This window comes from Streptomyces sp. CNP082, from assembly GCF_059570535.1.
This window is the reverse complement of sequence record NZ_JCANSZ010000090.1, coordinates 1-16,800: the sequence shown is the minus strand read 5'-3', so window position 1 is coordinate 16,800 and position 16,800 is coordinate 1. Positions and strand designations below refer to the sequence as shown.

Here is a 16,800-nt window from a genome sequence, read left to right as displayed (position 1 = left end):
CAGGACCCCTACACCGATTCGATCCGTCATACGTACACCCGCGAGCGCGGTGCCACGATCGCCCTGAAGCATGGCGAGAAGATAGCAGAAGGCAGGCAGAGGAGGAACAGAAGGAAAGACCTGCCGCTTTATCCACAGAACGCACGGGAGTGTCGCTGTGGAAAAGTGGATGACGAAATGCCGAGGAGCTTAAATGAGTGGCATTGCGCCCCAGGGGGGCATCCTCTCCTTGCTGCTGGCCAACATCGCCTTGTCGGTGCTCGACGAGCACCTGCACCGGGCATGGGAGAGCGGCGGTGAGCTGTCCACCAGCAGCCGACGCGAACGACGCCGGGCAAAAGGGCCTGCCATCGTGGAGGCTCGTCCGCTACGCGGACGACTTTCTCATCATGGTCAATGGGACCAGGCAGGACACCGAGGACCTTCGTGAGGAGGTCGCCCAGGTGCTCGCATTGATGGGGTTGCGGCTGTCACCGGCCAAGACCCAGGTGGTGCACCTGAGCGAAGGGTTCGACTTCCTGGGGTTCCACATCCAGTGGCGCCGCAAGAGGGGGACGGAGAAGTGGTATGTCTACACCTTCATCGCCGATCGGCCCCTACGGGCTCTGAAGGCGAAGATCCGCTCCCTGACCCACAGAACGTCGCAGCAGGACCTGGCCGTGGTGCTGATCAACCTGAACAGAGCCACGCAGGGATGGGCCCACTACTTCCGGCACGCGGTCGCCAAACACGTCTTCAGGAAAGTGGACGACCTTATCTGGGGTCGACTGGTCCGCCTTCTACGCGTGCGGCACCGCTGGAACTGGCGGGACGTCCGTCGACGGTTCACCACCCCCACTGGGCGGTGGCTTCCGATCGCGGCGGGCGGGATCGAGTTGCGGAAGATCAGCGCGATCCCGGTCACCCGGTATCGCTACCGAGGCAACACGATCCCCAACCCTTGGGTCCCCGAGACCGCCTGACGGCAGAGACCGTGGAGAGCCCGTTGCGCCGAGAGGCGCACGGCGGGTTCGGCGAGAGGTCCGGGGAAACGGACCGGGAGCAATCCCGGCACCGCGCCCCGGGCCTACTCAGCGACGAGGCCGGGCAGTCGATGACTCCGCCGCGGGCCAGGACGTGGGGACGGATCGGTCAGACCCCGGTCGTGCGGGTTCGAGGACGCGGTTCGGGACGGGTGTCGATGGCGGGCATGGTCTGCTTCAAACCGGGCCGACGGTCCCGGCTCATCTATGCGATCCGCGAGTATCGGGGCCGCAAGGACGAGCCGAAGGGCTTCGGATGGCGGGACTTCCGCGACCTGATCGTCCGCGCCCGTATCCAACTCGGGGGCCCGATCGTGCTGGTCTGGGACAACGTCCGCCTCCACCTGACCGCCGGTATGAAGGAATTCATCGACGCGAATGCCGAGTGGCTGACCGTGTTCCAACTCCCGACTTACGCCCCCCACCTCAATCCGACCGAGGGCATCTGGGCGCTGGTCAAGCGCGACCTGGGCAACCTGGCCGCCGCGGACCTCGGTGAGATCACCAGAGCCGTGAAGCGCCGGCTCAAGGGAATCCAGTACCGCCCTGACCTCGTCGACGGCTGCATCGCTGCCACCGGCTTGAGCCTGGACGGCTGACCGATGCCGGGGACCGGTCCCTGATCACGTATCCCAGTCCGCATAGTCCCCGATCGCCACGTCGTCGCAGAAGGTCTCCCAGAACCCGTTGTGCGCAAGAGCGGTCTCGTCGATGACGGAGATGAGATCGCGCAGCTCTTCCGCCACCTCCTCGAATCCCTCCTCGTCGTCCTCCGCATAGAACGGGAAGCGTGCGATCACAGCGGCGGCGCATCGACGGAAAGAGTCGAGGTCTCTGTTCACGTGATGGGCCGTCGCCGACTCGATCTTGGGAATCTGCACCACGTGACCACTGGCCAGGTCGACGGCGATGCGTCCGAACAGGCCACTCGTCGCGATGGCGACCAGTCCCCGCTCACCGATCCCCCCGAAGTACACAGGCTCGCTCAGCGGCCGGTACTCGTATCCGATCAACCCGCCAGGGATGCCACTCTCCCTGAGATCGGCAGAGATCTGGGTGGGCACCTCCGGTGGGGCCTCGATGGGGATCAAGACGAACTCGGGCTTCGGCAACTGCGGCAGGGGCTGACTCACAGGAGAATCCTCTCCCGACGGACTGCCCGGCAACACCCACCGGCCCGCGAGACAGGCGACTCACGTCAGGCAGCCGGTCCCGACATCACCCAATCAAGTTCAGTAGCCAGCGCACTAACCCCTTATCGAGGGCGTGCGCGTCGGCCGTCGCGTACAGCGGCCAGCCCTTATACGAACCTGAGGAGACCAGCACCTCCTGCGCCACCAACTCCTCCACGTCGTCGGCGGCCACCGGCTCCCCGAGCCGCCCCGCGAGCAGACCGGCGATCCGGCGCGCACCCAGCGCCTCGGGCAACTCCTCGGCGACCGGGGCGTCCCGCGTGGTCTGCGTCATCGATCATCCCTTCTCGGGGCCGTTCGAGTTCGGATCTCAGGATGCCTGGCGGCACTGACATTCCGGGCATCTGATCCGGGACATCCGCGCGGCACGCCTGACGTCTGGCCGCCGAAGCCCGAGACGGCTGACTCAGGCCGAGGAGATGCCGCTGCCCGTGGCCGGCCCGTGTCCGCTTGGCTCTGTGAGGTGTGTGGCAACCAGCGTTGGCTCAGCGGCGTCGTCGACGTTATGACCGCCACCGACCCGGCTGAGCCACGCAACTATCCGTACTGCGGTCGCGGTGCCGACCCAGACGGCGAGGACCCGGTAGGGTGCCGGGGGCGTCGCGTACGGCGCCCGGCACCCGACGGCGGCGGGGACGAGCCCGAGCCGTACGACGCGTGCCTGACCCACCTGGCCGACGCCGACCGCGACGCCTACCTGACCACCCTCAGCCCAGGAAGCGATCTCCACCACCCCGGCACCACCTTCGACTCTGCTCTCCTGCGCCGCCTGCTGAACGCCGTACGCGACCCCGCCACCGGCCACCTGCTGCTTGGCGCCGTCGACTTCGACGGGGCGACCTTCGAGGAAGTTGCCATGTTCGGCGGGGCGACCTTCCAGAACGAAGCCCGGTTCAGCGGGGCGACCTTCCAGGGCAACGCCTGGTTCCGCAAGGTGACCTTCCAGGGCAACGCCTTGTTCGACGCGGCGACCTTCGAAGGCACCGCTGTGTTCGGCAGGGTGAGCTTCCAGGGTGGTGCCATATTCGGCGGGGCGACCTTCCAGGACGAAGCCCGGTTCCGCCGTACGACCTTCCAGTACGGTGCAGGGTTCGACAGAGCTACCTTCCAGGGTGGTGCCTCGTTCGACGGGGCGGCCTTCCAGGGCGACGCCTGGTTCCGCGAGACGACCTTCCTGGGCTTCACCCAGTTCGACAGGGCGGCCTTTCACGGCGACGCCGAGTTCCGCGGGGGGACTGTCCAGGGCGAGGCAATGTTCAACCGAGTGATCTTCCGGGGCGACGCAGGGTTCCGTGAGGTGACCTTCCACGCCATCGCCCAGTTTGACAAGGCGACCTTCGAGGACGAGGCCCGGTTCAACTCGGCGACCTTTCGAGGCGACGCCGGGTTCGACAGTGCGGCTTTTCAAGGCGATGCCCGGTTCGCCGGGGCGGCCTTTCAGAGCGAAGCTGGGTTCGGCGGAGTGACCTTTCAGGGCTACGCCGGATTTGGCGGAGTGACCTTCCAGAACGACGCCCGGTTCGGCGGGGCCCTTTTCGAGAGTGCACCGCGGATCGGCCCAGTGGCCTGCCGGGGGACGCTGGACTTGTCGGCCGCGGTCTTCGGCGCTGCCGTCATCGTCGAGGTAGCCGCGCATGCTCTGAACTGCCGACGTACACGCTGGGCTTCGACCGCTGCCTTGCGGCTGAGGCACGCGGCCGTGGACCTCAGCGACGCGGTGCTGGAGTACCCGACGAGCGTGACCGCCGACGCCACCCCGTTCCTCTGGAGGTCGGCGGATGCAGTCGATGAGACCGGGATCACCCCGGCTCCGGTGCGCATGCTGTCCCTGCGGGGAGTCGATGCCGCGCACCTGTCGCTCACCGACGTCGACCTGACCGGATGCCGGTTCGCAGGCACCGTCCACCTCGACCAACTCCGCCTGTACGGACGCTGCCCGCTGCCCCGGGCACCGGGCGGCTGGCACCGCCGCGGATTGCTACCGGCGCACTTCACCGCGCGGCAGACCCTGGCCGAAGAGCAGCACTGGCGCGCCACACGCGCACGCGCCGCAGTGGGATGGACGCCAGAGCCCGACGGCAGTGCTCCGCTGGAACCGGCCGCGCTGGTGCCGCTCTACCGGGAACTGCGCAAGGCGCTGGAGGACGCCAAGGACGAGCCGGGCGCGGCGGATTTCTACTACGGCGAGATGGAGATGCGCCGCCACGCCCCGCACATCCCCGCGGGCGAACGGTTCCTGCTGCGGCTGTACTGGGCGCTGTCCGGCTACGGACTGCGCGCCTCCCGGGCGGTCGGCTGGCTGCTCGGCGCCATGGCCGTCACCGTGTTGCTGATGATGGCCGTCGGCCTGCCGGACACCCCCGCGCAGCCGCATCCGCCCGGCGCAGGCGTCATCGGCAAAAAGGACCCCGAGTTGCACGCCGCCTTCGCCGAGCGCTTCACCGGGCCCCGCGCACAGAAGGCCGCCGACGTCGTCGTCAACTCGGTCGTCTTCCGTTCCAGCGGACAGAACCTGACCACCGTCGGCCGCTACATCGAGATGGCATCCCGCTTCACCGAACCCGTCCTCCTCGGCCTGGCCGCGCTCGCGATCCGCAGCCGCGTTAAACGCTGAGCACCACCAGAAAACCCGCCGGCATTCAGGCGATGCCACAGCGGGCGGTCACCGAACATGGTGATCTTCCCGAGCATGCCGTGACCGGCGGCGTCTGCCGGTGTTGGCCGGTCATGCGAAAAATGATCTCTAAGTCGGTCGTGGCCGCCGTTGCCGGCGCGGTGCTGGCCGGTCTCGCGCCCGCGCCCGCGGCCGCGGCGCCGTCTTCGACTCCGGCAGACCGGTATTCGAGGCCGGTGGTCAAGGTGACGTGCACGGCAGCCAACGTCCGGACCGCGCCGCGGAAGACGGCCCCGAGCGTCGGCGTGGTCCACCGCGGCGAGAAGGTGAGGGTCCTGGAAGGTCTGGAGCGCAAGCGGCCGAAGCGCGGCTTCTCACACCTCAAGATCCAATTCCGGGAGCACGGAAAGACGCTCAAGGGGTGGGTGATCTTCAACTGCGCCGATCTCTACCGGCAATAGACCCGAGTCCCCACGCGTGCCCAACGTCTCGCCGGTGGGGCCGCCGGGGTGCGGCTCGGCGTCGAGCGCTAGGCGCGGCCCGACGTCGTCACCGGCGGCGGTTGCGGGCCACGGATACGCGCTCCCCGCCCTCGCCGCATGACCGACGCACGTGCCCGGCACGGGGCGTCGCTGCTCGATCGGGCGATGTTGCCGGCTGCGGCGAACCTGTGCCCGTCCTGCGGCCCTCGTCGGAGTATGAGTACGAGGGAGCGGCGCTGCCGCCATATCCTGCAGACCCCCGGCCTCGTGCACGTCGAGCTGTGCGCGGCTGACGAGGACACCGCCGTGGCCGCGGCCGCCGCCCTGGCCCGGCTGTGGCCGGCCAGCACCTGCTGGCCACCACGGCGGGTCCCCGGCGAAGACGGCGTCATCGTCGGTGTTGGCCGACCTCGCCTCGACGGTCTCCGAGGATGACCAAGGTGCAGGCTGCTAAGAGTCGGCGGTGTGCAGGTCGGGGCGCCTCCTGGAATTCCCGCCGACCCGCCGCCGTGGCGGGGTGAGCCGTGTTCCCCGCGGGGTCGCCGCGGGGTTTCAGCCGCAGTCGTTGCGGTTGATGCGCAGGGAGCGGGTCTGGTCGTTGAGGTTGTAGCTGCGCAGGTCGTGGATGGATCCGCCGCTCTTGGTGACGCACACCCACCGGCCGGAGTAGTCGCGCTTTTCGTAGACGCGTGCGGTGCGGCTGGAGTTGTTGCGGACCGAGCTGCCGCGGTCGCGGATGGCGGAGGGCAGGTCTTTCACGCTGCCGTCGACGGCCCGTTTCACCCAGGGCTGGCCGCCGAAGTCCCGGTGACCGGCATCGTCGTGGCGAAGGCCCGGGTGACCATCCCGCGCCGCCGGTAGCTTCACGGCGACGCCGCCCGTACGGGCCCTCGCGGGCTGCGGGGCCCGTACGGCCGGCTCACCGGCCGGGACGGCGGTGACGCTCTGCGCTGTCGATACCGGGACGAGACTTCTAGGGGCGGGTCGAGCTGCTGACGCTCACGCCCGGGTCAGCGCGAGGTCGATTCCCGCGCTCGTGAGGCCGATCACGGCCGACTCCTGGAATTCCGGAGGCAGTTGCTCACGGCCCATCGGGTCGGCCACGACCGCCACGCCCTCCTGGAGCAGGATGCAGGCTCCCAGGGCGCGGGCGATCTCGGCTACGAGGTCCATCACGGCACCACTGGTGAAGCGGGTGACGATGAATCCGGTCATGTCCGGCTCGTCGGATGCGTGAATCTCTGCGCTGCTGCCGTCGCCGGCGCGGACGTTGTAGCAGCCGTACACAGGATCCCCGACGACGTACGGGGCGATCATGTTCCGGAACATGCCGGTGTCCACTGCTGCCTCATCGCCGGACACGAACCGCTGGACGAAGATGCTGTAGCTCACGAGCCCCACTATGGCACTGCGCTGTGCGATGCGCCGGGCCATGCAACTCATGTCATTGCTGGCCGACCCCGGCAGGCCAACCCGGCGAGGTCGGCCCGCCGGGGGCGAGGTCCGCGAGCCCGAGGGCGGCATGGTCCGGTTCTCCACGCGGGGTTCAGCGGGCGAGGGTCACGGTGATGGTCTCGTCGGGGCAGCCCGTCATGATCCTGTTGATGGCGGCCAGCTCCGCCTCGTCGGTGCTCACGCCCTCACTATGCCAGCGACCGCGCGCCCTGTTCCGCTGTGCGGCCGGTGGCCCACCGCCAGCGGAGGGCCGCGGCCGGGTGGCTCCCGGGGTCTTATCAGGAGATTTCAAAGCGGCAGCCGAGCCGAACGATCACCTTGAGGCAGTGAGCCTTTTCCAACCTGCTGATGTAGCCCGGCGGTTGGCGTGACAGACGAAGCCCCTGGTAGACGGGCTCACGACCAAGATCACCCGTTCCGCCAGAGGCTTCACGTGCTTGTCCACCCGTCCGGACTGGACCTGCCCAGGTACATCACCGAGGCCGTGGAGGTCCTGGCCGCCCTCGCTCCCAGCCTCGCCGAAGCAGTACGGGCCGCATCGTCGAAGGCGTTTGTACTGCTGGACGGGACCCTGCTGCCGACCGACCGGACCGCCGCGGACCGGCCCTTCTACTCCGGCAAGCACAAGAAGCACGGCATGAATGTGTAGATCCTCACGGATCCGGCGGGCCGACTGCTATGGGCCTCACCGGCCCGGCCAGGCGCGATCCACGGCGTCCGCGCCGCCCGCGAACACGGCATCATCGACGCTCTCGCCGAAGCCGGCATCCAGTGCTGGGCGGACAAGGGCTACCGAGGAGCGGGAGGCACCATCCGTGTCCCCATCTGGGGTCGCTGGGAGAAGATCTCCGCAGGTCAGCAGGCCGTCAACCGGTCCCACGCGAAGATCCGGGCCCTGGTCGAACCCGCCATCGCCACCCTGAAAACCTGGCGCCTCCTGCGCAAACTACGCTGCTCGACCACCCGCATCACCCAACCTCGTCCAGGCAGCCCTCACACTCCACCTCACCACCACGAACTGAGGTTGGAAAAGGCTCATTGCCTCGGCCAAGGAGTGCTCGGTCTCGAAGCCGAGGACGAGCCGGTCGGGGCTGAGGGTGTCCTCGATGGCGAACGACTCGCGCAGGAACTCCGGGTTCCAGGCCACCTCGACGGCGTCCCCGGCCGGGGCGAACTTGTGCAGCAGGTCGCAGTCCTCTGGAGCACCAACGGTCTGGCCGAAAACGGCTCGCTAGATGATTCCCGTTCATGACGTCTTGTCAGTGCCGCATGCCGTCATACCCCGTGCGGTTGCTGTCCGCGACAGGAGGGGGTCATCCATGGAGCGACGTCTCATCACCCGTTCCCGCGTGCAGTTACCCTTCCGCGCAGGACCGCAGGGAGCGGGTGGATGCCTTGGAGGGCGGCGTCACGTACGACCGGTCGTCGGGTGATCCGCCCGGTCACCAGTCGGCAAGCAGCACCTGTTGCTCCTCACCGACCAGGCACGAACCTGCTCTTCAGCGCCGCCTGAAACCGATCGCCACCATCTGTCGTCTTTTCATGCACGCGTGGGTACCGATGAGCGTTGTTCGGGCACCGATAGGGGTGTTTGGCAGGGGACTTCGGGGGTCGGGAGCAGTGGGGAATCGTCCGACGGACTGGCACATACTCGATCTCGATGAGGACCCGACGCCGGGGGATCCGGAGCGGGTCAGGCAGTTGGCGCGTGAGCTGCACGACTTCGCGGATGATGTAGCGGATGCGCTGCGGCAGATCAAGGGCATGGCGGGTGAGGATGCCCTGCTGCGGTGGGCGGGGAAGACCGCGAAGGCGTTCCAGGACGAGTTCGAAGAGGTTCCCAAGAACCTCAAGAAGCTGCAGCGTTCGTACGATCTCGCGGGCGACGCGCTGGCCGCGTACTGGCCGAAGCTGGAACGCGCGCAGTCCCTGGCCGACCGGGCGTTAGCCCGGGGCCGCGAGGCCCGCAACGACCTGACATCCGCGACCGGCCGGCTCGACTCGGCCACCTCCTGGGTCGAACGCGCCACCGCCAAGACCGAGGAGTACGACGAGAAGGAGGGCAAGGACAAGCCCGACGACTCCGAAGTCCGCGCCGCCACCCGCAACGCCACCGACGCCAAGTCCGCCCAGACGTCCGCCCAGCAGGCAGTCGACAACGCAGAGTCGGGCCTCGAAGCGGCGAAGAAGATGGCCGCCGACGCCAAGCAGATGCGTGAGGACGCCGCGTCGGACGCGAAGGACAAGCTGGAGGAGGCCTCGGACGCCGGTATCCAAAACCGTAAGTGGTGGGAGAAGGCGGTCGACTGGGTCAAGGACAACTGGGACACGATCGTCAACGTCTGCAAGGTCATCGTCGCCGTCCTCGGCATCGTCGTCCTCATCATCGGCGGACCCCTGGCCTGGGTCGTCCTCGCCGCGGCGCTGGTCGTCCTGGCCGACACCCTCTACAAGTACCTGAACGGCCAAGCCTCCTTGTGGGACGTCGCCTTCGCTGCGCTGGACTGCATCCCCGGCATGAAGGGCCTCACCACCCTCGGCAAGCTCGCCGGCGGCCTCAAGGCCCTCGCCAAGGGGGGCCTCAAGGGCATGGCCGCCGCGATCCGCGGCCTCGGGACCAAGGGCCTCAACAAGCTCCGAGGCGCCGCCAACAGCCTGCGCAGCGGAATGGACAACCTCGTCGCCAAGGGCAAGGCGGCCGTGGGCCGGTGCCCCGGCGGGGATCCGGTGGACATGGTCTCCGGCGAGATGATCATGATCGAGACCGACGTCCGCCTGCCCGGACTGCTCGCGCTGACGTGTACGCGGACGCATCTGTCCACGTACCGCTACGGCCGTTGGTTCGGCGCGTCGTGGGCCTCCACTTTCGATCAGCGGCTGGAGATCGACGCGGACGGCGCCGCCCTCGCCACCGAGGACGGCATGCTGCTGGCGTACCCCGTTCCCCGGCCCGGCGTGCCCGTGCTGCCGGAGGAGGGGCCGGCCTGGCCGCTCGTCTGGGACGGCACGGCCGGTGGCGAGATCCGGGTCACCGATCCGGCCAGCGGTCTGACACGGCACTTCGCCGCCGGCGGCGCGCAGGAAGACGGCGGTCCGCTCGTGCTGCCGGTACGCGCCGTCTCCGACCGCGACGGGCAGCGGATCGACTTCGACTACGCGGCGGACGGCCTGCCGGAGGCGCTCCGGCACAGCGGTGGCTACCACGTGGACGTCCGCACGGACGAGGAGGGCAACATCACCGCCCTCGCCCTGCGGGAGGGGGAGGACAGCACCGTCCTCGTGTCGTACGGATACGACCCCGAAGGCAACCTCGCCGAGGTGGTCAACTCCTCGGGAGAACCGTTCCGCTACACCTACGACGACCACAGCCGCGTCACCGCCTGGATCGACCGCAACGGAAGCTGGTACGAGTTCGCGTACGACACCGAGGACCGCTGCGTGCGCGGGAGCGGCCCCGACGGCTTCCTCGACTGCACCATCGCCTACGACGCCGCGGCCCGGACCACCGCGTTCACCGACTCCCTCGGCCACACCACGGTCCACCACCACAACGAGCTGCTCCAGCGCACTTCCGTCACCGACCCGCTCGGCAACACCGACCGCTGGACCTACGACGAGCGCAACCGTCTCCGCTCCCACACCGACGCCCTCGGCCACACCACCCGCTACGAGTACGACGAGGCCGGCAACCTCACCGCCGTCGTCTCCCCGGACGAGACCCGCGTCACCGCCGAGTTCAACGACATGCACCTGCCCGTCGTCCTCCACGGCGCCGACGGCACCTGCTGGAGCTACACCTACGACGAGCGCGGCAACCGCACCTCGGTCACCGACCCCCTCGGCGCGACGACCACCTTCGCGTACGACGACGCCGGCGGCCTCACCGCCCTCACGGACCCCCTCGGCGTCACCACCCGCGTCGAGTGCGACCCCCGCGGGCTGCCGGTGCGCACCGTCGACCAGCACGGCGCCGCCATCGAGCGCCGCCGCGACGCCTTCGGCCGGATCACCGCCACCGTCGACGCCCTCGGCCAGGTCACGCACGTCACTTGGACCACGGAGGGCAAGCCCGTCACCCGCACCCACCAGGACGGCACGGCCGAGACCTGGCACTGGGACGCCGAGGGCAACCTCGTCGCCCACACCGACCCCACCGGCGCCACGACGCGCTTCGAGTACACGCACTTCGACCTGCTCGCCGCCCAGACGGGCGCGGACGGAGCGCGCCGGCTCTTCGCCTACGACACCGAGTTGCGCCTCACCACCGTCACCGACGCCCGCGGCGCCACCTGGACCTACGACTTCGACGCCGCCGGCCGGCTCGTCGCCGAGTCCGACTTCAACGACCGCGTCCTGCGCTACGCTCGCGACGCCGCCGGCGGGCTGAGTGCGCGCACCAACGGCGCCGGGCAGACGACGACGTACCGGCGTGACTCCCGCGGCCGGATCGTGGAGAAGCTCAGCGGCGCCGCGGCCACCACGTACGCGTATGGGACCGACGGCCGCCTGGTCCGCGCGCAGAACGCCGACGCCGTCCTGGAGGTGGAGAGGGACGACGCCGGGCGGTTGCTGCGCGAGACCGTCAACGGGCGCACCACCGGCTACGCGTACGACGAACTGGGCAGGCGGCGTCGGCGCAGCACGCCCTCCGGGGCGGTCAGCGAGTGGGATTACGCGGACAACGGCCTGCCGGTGCGGCTGGTCGCCGACGGACACGAGGTCACGTTCGCGTACGACCAGATCGGCCGCGAGACCGAGCGGGTCTTCGGCGACAAGCTGCGCATCGGCCAGCGGTGGGACGAGAGCCACCGGCTCACCGGCCGCGAGCTGACGGCCCCGGGCGAGTCCGCGGCGCACGACCCGCTGGCGAAGTTCCGCACCGTGGGCCGCACCGACTACCGCTACGACCCCGCCGGCCGGCTCGTCGGACTGGACGACCTGCACGCCGGCTCCCGCACCCTCGAACTGGACGCCGAGGGACGGATCACGGCGGTACGCGCCGAAGGCTGGAGCGAGCGCTACGCCTACGACGCCGCGGGCAACGTGACGTCCGCGGCGGCGGCCACGACGGCCGAGGCGGGCGCCGCCGGCCCCGGGACGGCCGCGGAGCCGGAGTCGTACACGTACACGGGCAACCGCCTCCGGCACGCCGGCAGGTCCCGCTACGACTACGACGACCAGGGGCGCTGCACGAGCATCACCCGCCGCACGCTCTCCGGCACCCGCCGCACCTGGCAGTTCACCTGGGACGCGGACGACCAGCTCACCGAGGTCGTCACCCCCGGCGGCAGCCGGTGGCGCTACCGCTACGACCCCATGGGCCGCCGGCTCGCCAAGGAACTCCTCGCCCCCGACGGGGGCGTGGCCCGGCGCGTGGACTTCGCCTGGGACGGCGACCGTCTTGCGGAACAGTCGACGCTCACCGACGACGGCGGCAGCCACTGCGTCACCTGGGACTACGAACCGGGCGGCCACCGGCCCGTGGCCCAGAGCGAACGCCGCTCGCTGCGCGACGCGCCGCAGGAGGAGATCGACCGGCGCTTCTACGCCATCGCCACCGACCTCGTCGGCGCGCCCACCGACCTGATCACCCCGGAAGGCGAGGTCGTCTGGCGCCACCGCGCCACGGTGTGGGGTGGCCCGGCCGGCACGGACCCCGCCGCCCCTGCCGCCTGCCCCCTGCGCTTCCCCGGCCAGTACGCGGACCAGGAGAGCGGTCTCCACTACAACCGCCACCGCTACTACGACCCGCGCAGCACCCGGTTCCTCACCCCCGACCCCCTCGGCCTCGCCGCCGCACCGGACAACTACGCGTACGCGCCGAACCCGCTGACCTGGTCCGACCCGCTGGGTCTGCAGATGTGCCCGCAGTTCCTGCGGATCGACTGGCTGACGGACAAGCTGCTGTCGCGGGTCTCGTACCAGTACCAGCGGTTCGTCACGCACACCGACTACGAACAGGTCTTCAAGCTGCAGAACGGCCGCGAGGTGCACGTGGACGGCGGGCCGACCGCCGACAACTTCCTCGTCGAGGCGAAGTGGACAGGCAACGAGAACCAGTGGTCGTCGTCCCAGTACAACCCGGAGCACCGCCACTACAACCAGGACCGGATCATCGACCAGGCGGAGCGCCTGGTGGCCCTCAACGACGAACTCGGCGCCAACGGCGTCCGCTACGCCACCTCCAGCCCGCAGGGCGCTGACCACCTGCGCGAACTGTTCTCCGACAGCTCGGTCAGCCAGTCGGTGGCGGACGCCATGAGTGATGGCAGACTGCAGGTGTTCCACGTACCGGCGAACGGGATGATCAGCACATGAACGAACTCATCGCTCTCGTCCAGCGCCTGGCCTCCGCGCCGCAGCTCACGGGCGAGCTGCTGGCGGCGGCGCTTGAGGAGGAAGGCTGGTCCGTGCTGCGCGCGAGGCCGGGCGCGCCCTTTCCGCGGGTCTGGCAGAAGGACGGTCTGACAGCGGGCATCCAGGGCGATCCGCCCGGGGTCCATCTCGCGGTGACGCTGTGGCTGCGGGAAGTGGACGAGGACGACGAGGGCTTCGAGGCCCTCGAAGCGCTGTACGAGGAGGCGGAGGCGGAGTCGCGCCGGGTGGCGGCGGAGGTGGAGCAGGGGCCGCTCGGCGGCCGGCTGGCACCGGCGGAGGGGGATCCGACCGGCGGGCTCGACTACCTCCACCACAGTGCCTGGCGGCTGGGGGACCGTACTCTCCTCGTCGGCGCCATCCAGCAGGACAGCGACCTCCCGGTGCTCGTCGAGGCGGTCGTCGGCTGACAGACATCCCATGCGCTGACGTGTCAAGCAGAGAGTGGTTCGTTGTGGTTCAGGCTGTGGCTTCGTCGTAGAAGGTGCCGGTCTTCAGGCAGCCGTGGAGGATGCCGACGAGGCGGTTGGCGAGCTGTCGCAGGGCGGCGTTGTGGCCCATTTCGCGGGCTCAGAGTCGGTCGTAGTAGGCGCGGGCTCCCGGCGAGGCGCCGAGGGCCGGCAGCCGATCGCGTAGACGTCGGCGGGCGCACTCGCCGGGGTGCCCGGGCCTCGTTCCGGCGCGAGATACGGCACGGGTCCCGCGTGCCGCGCGTCGGTCTCGGCGGGCGGAGGACCGGTGTCGGTGAGCGCGGCGTGGGCGGTGTCCAGGACGGTCACCGTGCCGTGCTCAACGCTTCCCTCGCCGTCGCCGTCGTCGACGAGCACGCCTGCGAGCTGGAGGCTTCCGTACGCCAGCCCGGCGGCGTGGGTGGCGGCCAGTGCCGCGCAGATCTGCTCCGTCCAGGCCAGCGCCCGGCGCCAGTCGGCGCCGCCCTGCTCGCGAAGCACTTGCCCGAGGGACCGGCCGCGCAGCGGTGTCAGCGTCAGGTAGCCGATGCCGGTCTGGCCGGCAAGCTGGGTGACGCCGTGGCCGACGACGGTGGCCAGGTACGGGCTCTCCAGACCGGCCAGTTGGGCGGCAACCTGCTCGAAGCGGGCCCGCGCCGACGCCGGTTCCGCCGCTTCCCCCGGGCCGGGCGCGGTGAGTACCTGCACGGCCACCTCACCTCCCAGGCCGCGATCCCGGGCGCGCCACACCTCGGACTGCCTATTTTTCTCCCGATCTGCGCGGCGCGGACGCTGTGCTGAGCTCCAAGACGACACCTTGGATCTCGGTCTCGATGACGGCGATGTCGTTCTGGATCCCGACTACGAGCATTCCGCGGTCGCCGAGGCAGATTTCGCGGCAGGTATCGGGCAGCCGGAACTCGTCCAGAGCCGTGCCGGTGGCCAGATCATAGGTGGTCACGGGGCCGTCGTGGCTCGCGGCGAGCACGACCGGACGTCCGTGCAACACGCCAGCGGTGAGGAAGCGGACGCGGTCTGCGCCGGTCACGATCGTGTGTAGAGTCCGCTGCTCCTCCGCGTCCCAGACACGTAGGACTCCCTCGGCCCCGGCTGTAATCACCACCGGCCGTCCGTCGACGATCGTGGTCGTGACGGCCGGGGTGGCAGCCGGTTCGAGCTCGGCGAGGCGCGATCCGTCTACGAGATCCCAGAGGTCGACTGCGAACCTGTCGCCCAGGTTCGGGTGTCCGCTCAGCACCACGGCGGCTGGCTTGCCGTTGACAGGCAGCAGCGCCACGGCCGTCGGCTGGTCCACGCTGTCGCGCTGCTCGTCCTCGACGTTGATGTCGACCGGTTGGCCGAGGACCTCCCCTGTGGCCAGATCGTAGATTCGCAGGACTTTTCGCACTGACGCGAGTACCGCGATCGGACGCCCGTCGAGTCGTCCAGTCGTTCCGGCATCCGTGCTCTGGGAGTAGGGCGGCTCGGTCGGGTCACGCATGGTGAGGGGAATGCTGACCCCGGTGTCGAGGTGATGCACCTCGGCGAAACCGATTCCCGCGAGCAGTAGGAGGGGCTGGCCGTCGAACTCTTCGATCCCGACGACCTGGGTGAAACCCACGGGTGCTCGCGCGATGACCCGGTGCGTGTCGAGGTCCCACAGGAACGCGGTTTTGTCGAGGCCAACCGTGAGGGCGAGGCGGTGCTGGCCTCGGTCGAGGACGGCAGCCTCTAAGTGGGCGGTTCGTGAGTCTTTGAGTGGGTCTGCTGTCGCCTGATGGTGTGGCGGTGGGGCGGAATCTTCCGGTCTGCGGGTGGTGATCTGGTGATGTGTCCGGGTGAGTGAACGCATGCCGTACCCGAGTGACTTATCGGATGAGCAGTGGGCTCTGATCGAGCCGGTGATTACCGCGTGGAAGGACCGGCACCGCTCGGTCAGCGGCCACCAGGGCGCCTACGACGTGCGGGAGATCGTGAACGCGATCCTCTACCAGGGGCGGACCGGCTGCCAGTGGGCCTACCTCCCGCACGATCTGCCGCAGAAGAGCGCGACCTACTACTACTTCGCCGCCTGGCGGGACGACGGGACCGACCAGGTCATCCACGAACTCCTGCGCTGCCAGGTCCGCGAACGCGCCCGGCGATTAGAGGACCCGGCCCTGGTGGTCCTGGACACCCAGAGTGTCCACGTGGCCGCCGGGGTCCCCGCGGCCACGAGTGGCCACGATCCGGCCAAGCGGGTGCCGGGCCGCAAGCGGGGTCTTGCCGTGGACGTCCTCGGCCTGGTCATCGCGGTCGTCGTCCTTGCCGCGAACACCCACGACAACGCCGCGGGCGTCGCCCTGTTGGACCAGGTCGCCGGGCACGCCGGCAAAACCGTCCGCAAAGCCCTGGTCGACCAGGGCTTCAAGAACCAGGTCGTCACACACGGCGCCAGCCTGGGCATCGACGTCGAGATCGTCCAGCGCAACCCGCAGGCCAAGGGGTTCGTGCCGCAGCCGAAGCGGTGGAGGGCCGAGCAGACCTACGGGATCCTGATACTGCACCGGCGCCTGGTCCGCGACTACGAGCACCACCCCTCCTCCTCCGCCTCCCGCGTCTACTGGGCGATGACCCACGTCATGACCCGACGCCTCACCGGCGCGAACGCCCCCACCTGGCACGAGACGCGGGCAGCGGCAGCGTGAACATCCAGCCCCTGCTCGACGCCCTGGACCTCCAGGAAGACGCCGCCCGGACCCTGGCCAACGACCTCCGCACACAGATCGACGGCCTGCAGACCCGGTTACGGGAGGCCGAGACCCACCTGGAGCACCTCACGATCACCCGCAAGACCATCACCGGCCTCGCCGACCGGCTCCCCGCCTCCCCGCCGGACCTGCCCGAGCACCCGGACTACCCCCGCATCCTCGCCGCCTTCAACCACGCAACCGGACCGCTACGGGCCAAGGACGTCTGCGAAGCCCTCGGCCACGAACCGCTGCCGAAGAACATCGAAGGCACCCGTGCCAAGCTGAAACGCCTGGTCAAACTCGGCATCCTCACCGAAGCCAACACCGGCAACTTCACCAGGAAGCCATAGCCGACACAGCTCCACCAGCGAACCTTCTCCAACCCCAACCAGAAACGGACATCACCTCGCGAACCGCCCACTGAGAGGTCCACGCAGTGACGGGGCTGTTTGAGGCTGAGTGCCTGGTGGGCCAGGGC

Annotated in this window: 14 protein-coding genes and 3 pseudogenes; 10 read left to right on the top strand and 7 right to left on the bottom strand. The window is 69.3% G+C overall.

Annotated features, from left to right (window positions below; genetic code table 11):
- Positions 1–296: 296 nt before the first annotated feature.
- Together B124_RS35240 and B124_RS35235 are read left to right on the top strand one after the other, a co-directional pair.
- The gene (locus B124_RS35240) at positions 297–962 is read left to right on the top strand and encodes a group II intron maturase-specific domain-containing protein (protein ID WP_496507108.1); all 666 of its coding nucleotides are present in this window, start codon (positions 297–299) and stop codon (positions 960–962) included.
- 104 nt (positions 963–1,066) lie between these two features.
- Positions 1,067–1,621, top strand: a pseudogene (locus tag B124_RS35235) (transposase); the annotation flags it as partial.
- 24 nt (positions 1,622–1,645) lie between these two features.
- On the opposite strand, the gene B124_RS35230 reads toward B124_RS35235, so the two are convergent.
- The gene (locus B124_RS35230) at positions 1,646–2,155 is read right to left on the bottom strand and encodes an SUKH-4 family immunity protein (RefSeq protein WP_496507107.1); all 510 of its coding nucleotides are present in this window, start codon (positions 2,153–2,155) and stop codon (positions 1,646–1,648) included.
- An 85-nt stretch (positions 2,156–2,240) separates the two neighbouring features.
- Positions 2,241–2,489: a hypothetical protein gene (locus B124_RS35225; RefSeq protein WP_496507106.1), complete on the bottom strand. Its 249-nt coding sequence runs from the start codon at positions 2,487–2,489 to the stop codon at positions 2,241–2,243.
- A gap of 231 nt (positions 2,490–2,720) precedes the next feature.
- Between B124_RS35225 and B124_RS35220 the strand changes: the two genes are divergently transcribed.
- The 3 genes from B124_RS35220 (at position 2,721) to B124_RS35210 (ending at position 5,746) form a co-directional block, all read left to right on the top strand.
- Positions 2,721–4,829: a pentapeptide repeat-containing protein gene (locus B124_RS35220; RefSeq protein ID WP_496507105.1), complete on the top strand. Its 2,109-nt coding sequence runs from the start codon at positions 2,721–2,723 to the stop codon at positions 4,827–4,829.
- 140 nt (positions 4,830–4,969) lie between these two features.
- Positions 4,970–5,290, top strand: a complete 321-nt coding sequence (locus B124_RS35215) for an SH3 domain-containing protein (RefSeq protein WP_496507104.1) — start codon at positions 4,970–4,972, stop codon at positions 5,288–5,290.
- A gap of 237 nt (positions 5,291–5,527) precedes the next feature.
- Positions 5,528–5,746 (top strand): DUF6207 family protein, encoded by a 219-nt coding sequence (locus B124_RS35210; protein WP_496507103.1) that lies wholly within the window; start codon positions 5,528–5,530, stop codon positions 5,744–5,746.
- A gap of 117 nt (positions 5,747–5,863) precedes the next feature.
- On the opposite strand, the gene B124_RS35205 is transcribed toward B124_RS35210, so the two are convergent.
- Together B124_RS35205 and B124_RS35200 are read right to left on the bottom strand one after the other, a co-directional pair.
- On the bottom strand, positions 5,864–6,178 hold the full coding sequence (locus tag B124_RS35205; protein ID WP_496507102.1) for a peptidase inhibitor family I36 protein: 315 nt from the start codon (positions 6,176–6,178) through the stop codon (positions 5,864–5,866).
- Positions 6,179–6,310: 132 nt separating this feature from the next.
- Complete coding sequence (locus tag B124_RS35200) at positions 6,311–6,703, bottom strand: hypothetical protein (RefSeq protein ID WP_496507101.1); 393 nt, start codon at positions 6,701–6,703, stop codon at positions 6,311–6,313.
- A gap of 529 nt (positions 6,704–7,232) precedes the next feature.
- Between B124_RS35200 and B124_RS35195 the strand changes: the two are divergent.
- Positions 7,233–7,788 (top strand): annotated as a pseudogene (locus tag B124_RS35195) (transposase family protein); the annotation flags it as partial.
- 11 nt (positions 7,789–7,799) lie between these two features.
- On the opposite strand, the pseudogene B124_RS35190 reads toward B124_RS35195, so the two are convergent.
- Positions 7,800–7,949 (bottom strand): annotated as a pseudogene (locus B124_RS35190) (UDP-glucose 6-dehydrogenase); the annotation flags it as partial.
- 437 nt (positions 7,950–8,386) lie between these two features.
- Here B124_RS35190 and B124_RS35185 point away from each other — a divergent pair.
- Positions 8,387–13,084 (top strand): RHS repeat-associated core domain-containing protein, encoded by a 4,698-nt coding sequence (locus tag B124_RS35185; protein WP_496507100.1) that lies wholly within the window; start codon positions 8,387–8,389, stop codon positions 13,082–13,084.
- Entirely contained in the window at positions 13,081–13,551 is a 471-nt protein-coding gene (locus tag B124_RS35180; RefSeq protein ID WP_496507099.1) for a hypothetical protein, read from the top strand. Before B124_RS35185 ends, B124_RS35180 begins: the two co-directional genes overlap by 4 nt.
- An 84-nt stretch (positions 13,552–13,635) precedes the next feature.
- On the opposite strand, the gene B124_RS35175 is transcribed toward B124_RS35180, so the two are convergent.
- Positions 13,636–14,304: a hypothetical protein gene (locus B124_RS35175; protein ID WP_496507098.1), complete on the bottom strand. Its 669-nt coding sequence runs from the start codon at positions 14,302–14,304 to the stop codon at positions 13,636–13,638.
- A 46-nt stretch (positions 14,305–14,350) separates the two neighbouring features.
- On the bottom strand, positions 14,351–15,442 hold the full coding sequence (locus B124_RS35170; protein WP_496507097.1) for a WD40 repeat domain-containing protein: 1,092 nt from the start codon (positions 15,440–15,442) through the stop codon (positions 14,351–14,353).
- Between B124_RS35170 and B124_RS35165 the strand changes: the two genes are divergently transcribed.
- Positions 15,429–16,277, top strand: coding sequence for an IS5 family transposase (locus B124_RS35165; RefSeq protein ID WP_496507096.1), 849 nt, complete (start codon positions 15,429–15,431; stop codon positions 16,275–16,277). The two genes, B124_RS35170 and B124_RS35165, sit on opposite strands and share 14 nt — an antisense overlap.
- Complete coding sequence (locus B124_RS35160; protein ID WP_496507095.1) at positions 16,274–16,672, top strand: hypothetical protein; 399 nt, start codon at positions 16,274–16,276, stop codon at positions 16,670–16,672. The genes B124_RS35165 and B124_RS35160 overlap by 4 nt, the downstream gene beginning before the upstream one ends.
- Positions 16,673–16,800: the final 128 nt, after the last annotated feature.

Excerpts from the sequence above, each read along its gene's own strand:
- B124_RS35225 (WP_496507106.1), bottom strand. The coding sequence starts at position 2,489 with ATGACGCAGACCACGCGGGACGCCCCGGTCGCCGAGGAGTTGCCCGAG.
- B124_RS35220 (WP_496507105.1), top strand. The coding sequence starts at position 2,721 with ATGACCGCCACCGACCCGGCTGAGCCACGCAACTATCCGTACTGCGGT.
- B124_RS35210 (WP_496507103.1), top strand. The coding sequence starts at position 5,528 with ATGAGTACGAGGGAGCGGCGCTGCCGCCATATCCTGCAGACCCCCGGC.
- B124_RS35180 (WP_496507099.1), top strand. The coding sequence starts at position 13,081 with ATGAACGAACTCATCGCTCTCGTCCAGCGCCTGGCCTCCGCGCCGCAG.
- B124_RS35170 (WP_496507097.1), bottom strand. The coding sequence starts at position 15,442 with ATGCGTTCACTCACCCGGACACATCACCAGATCACCACCCGCAGACCG.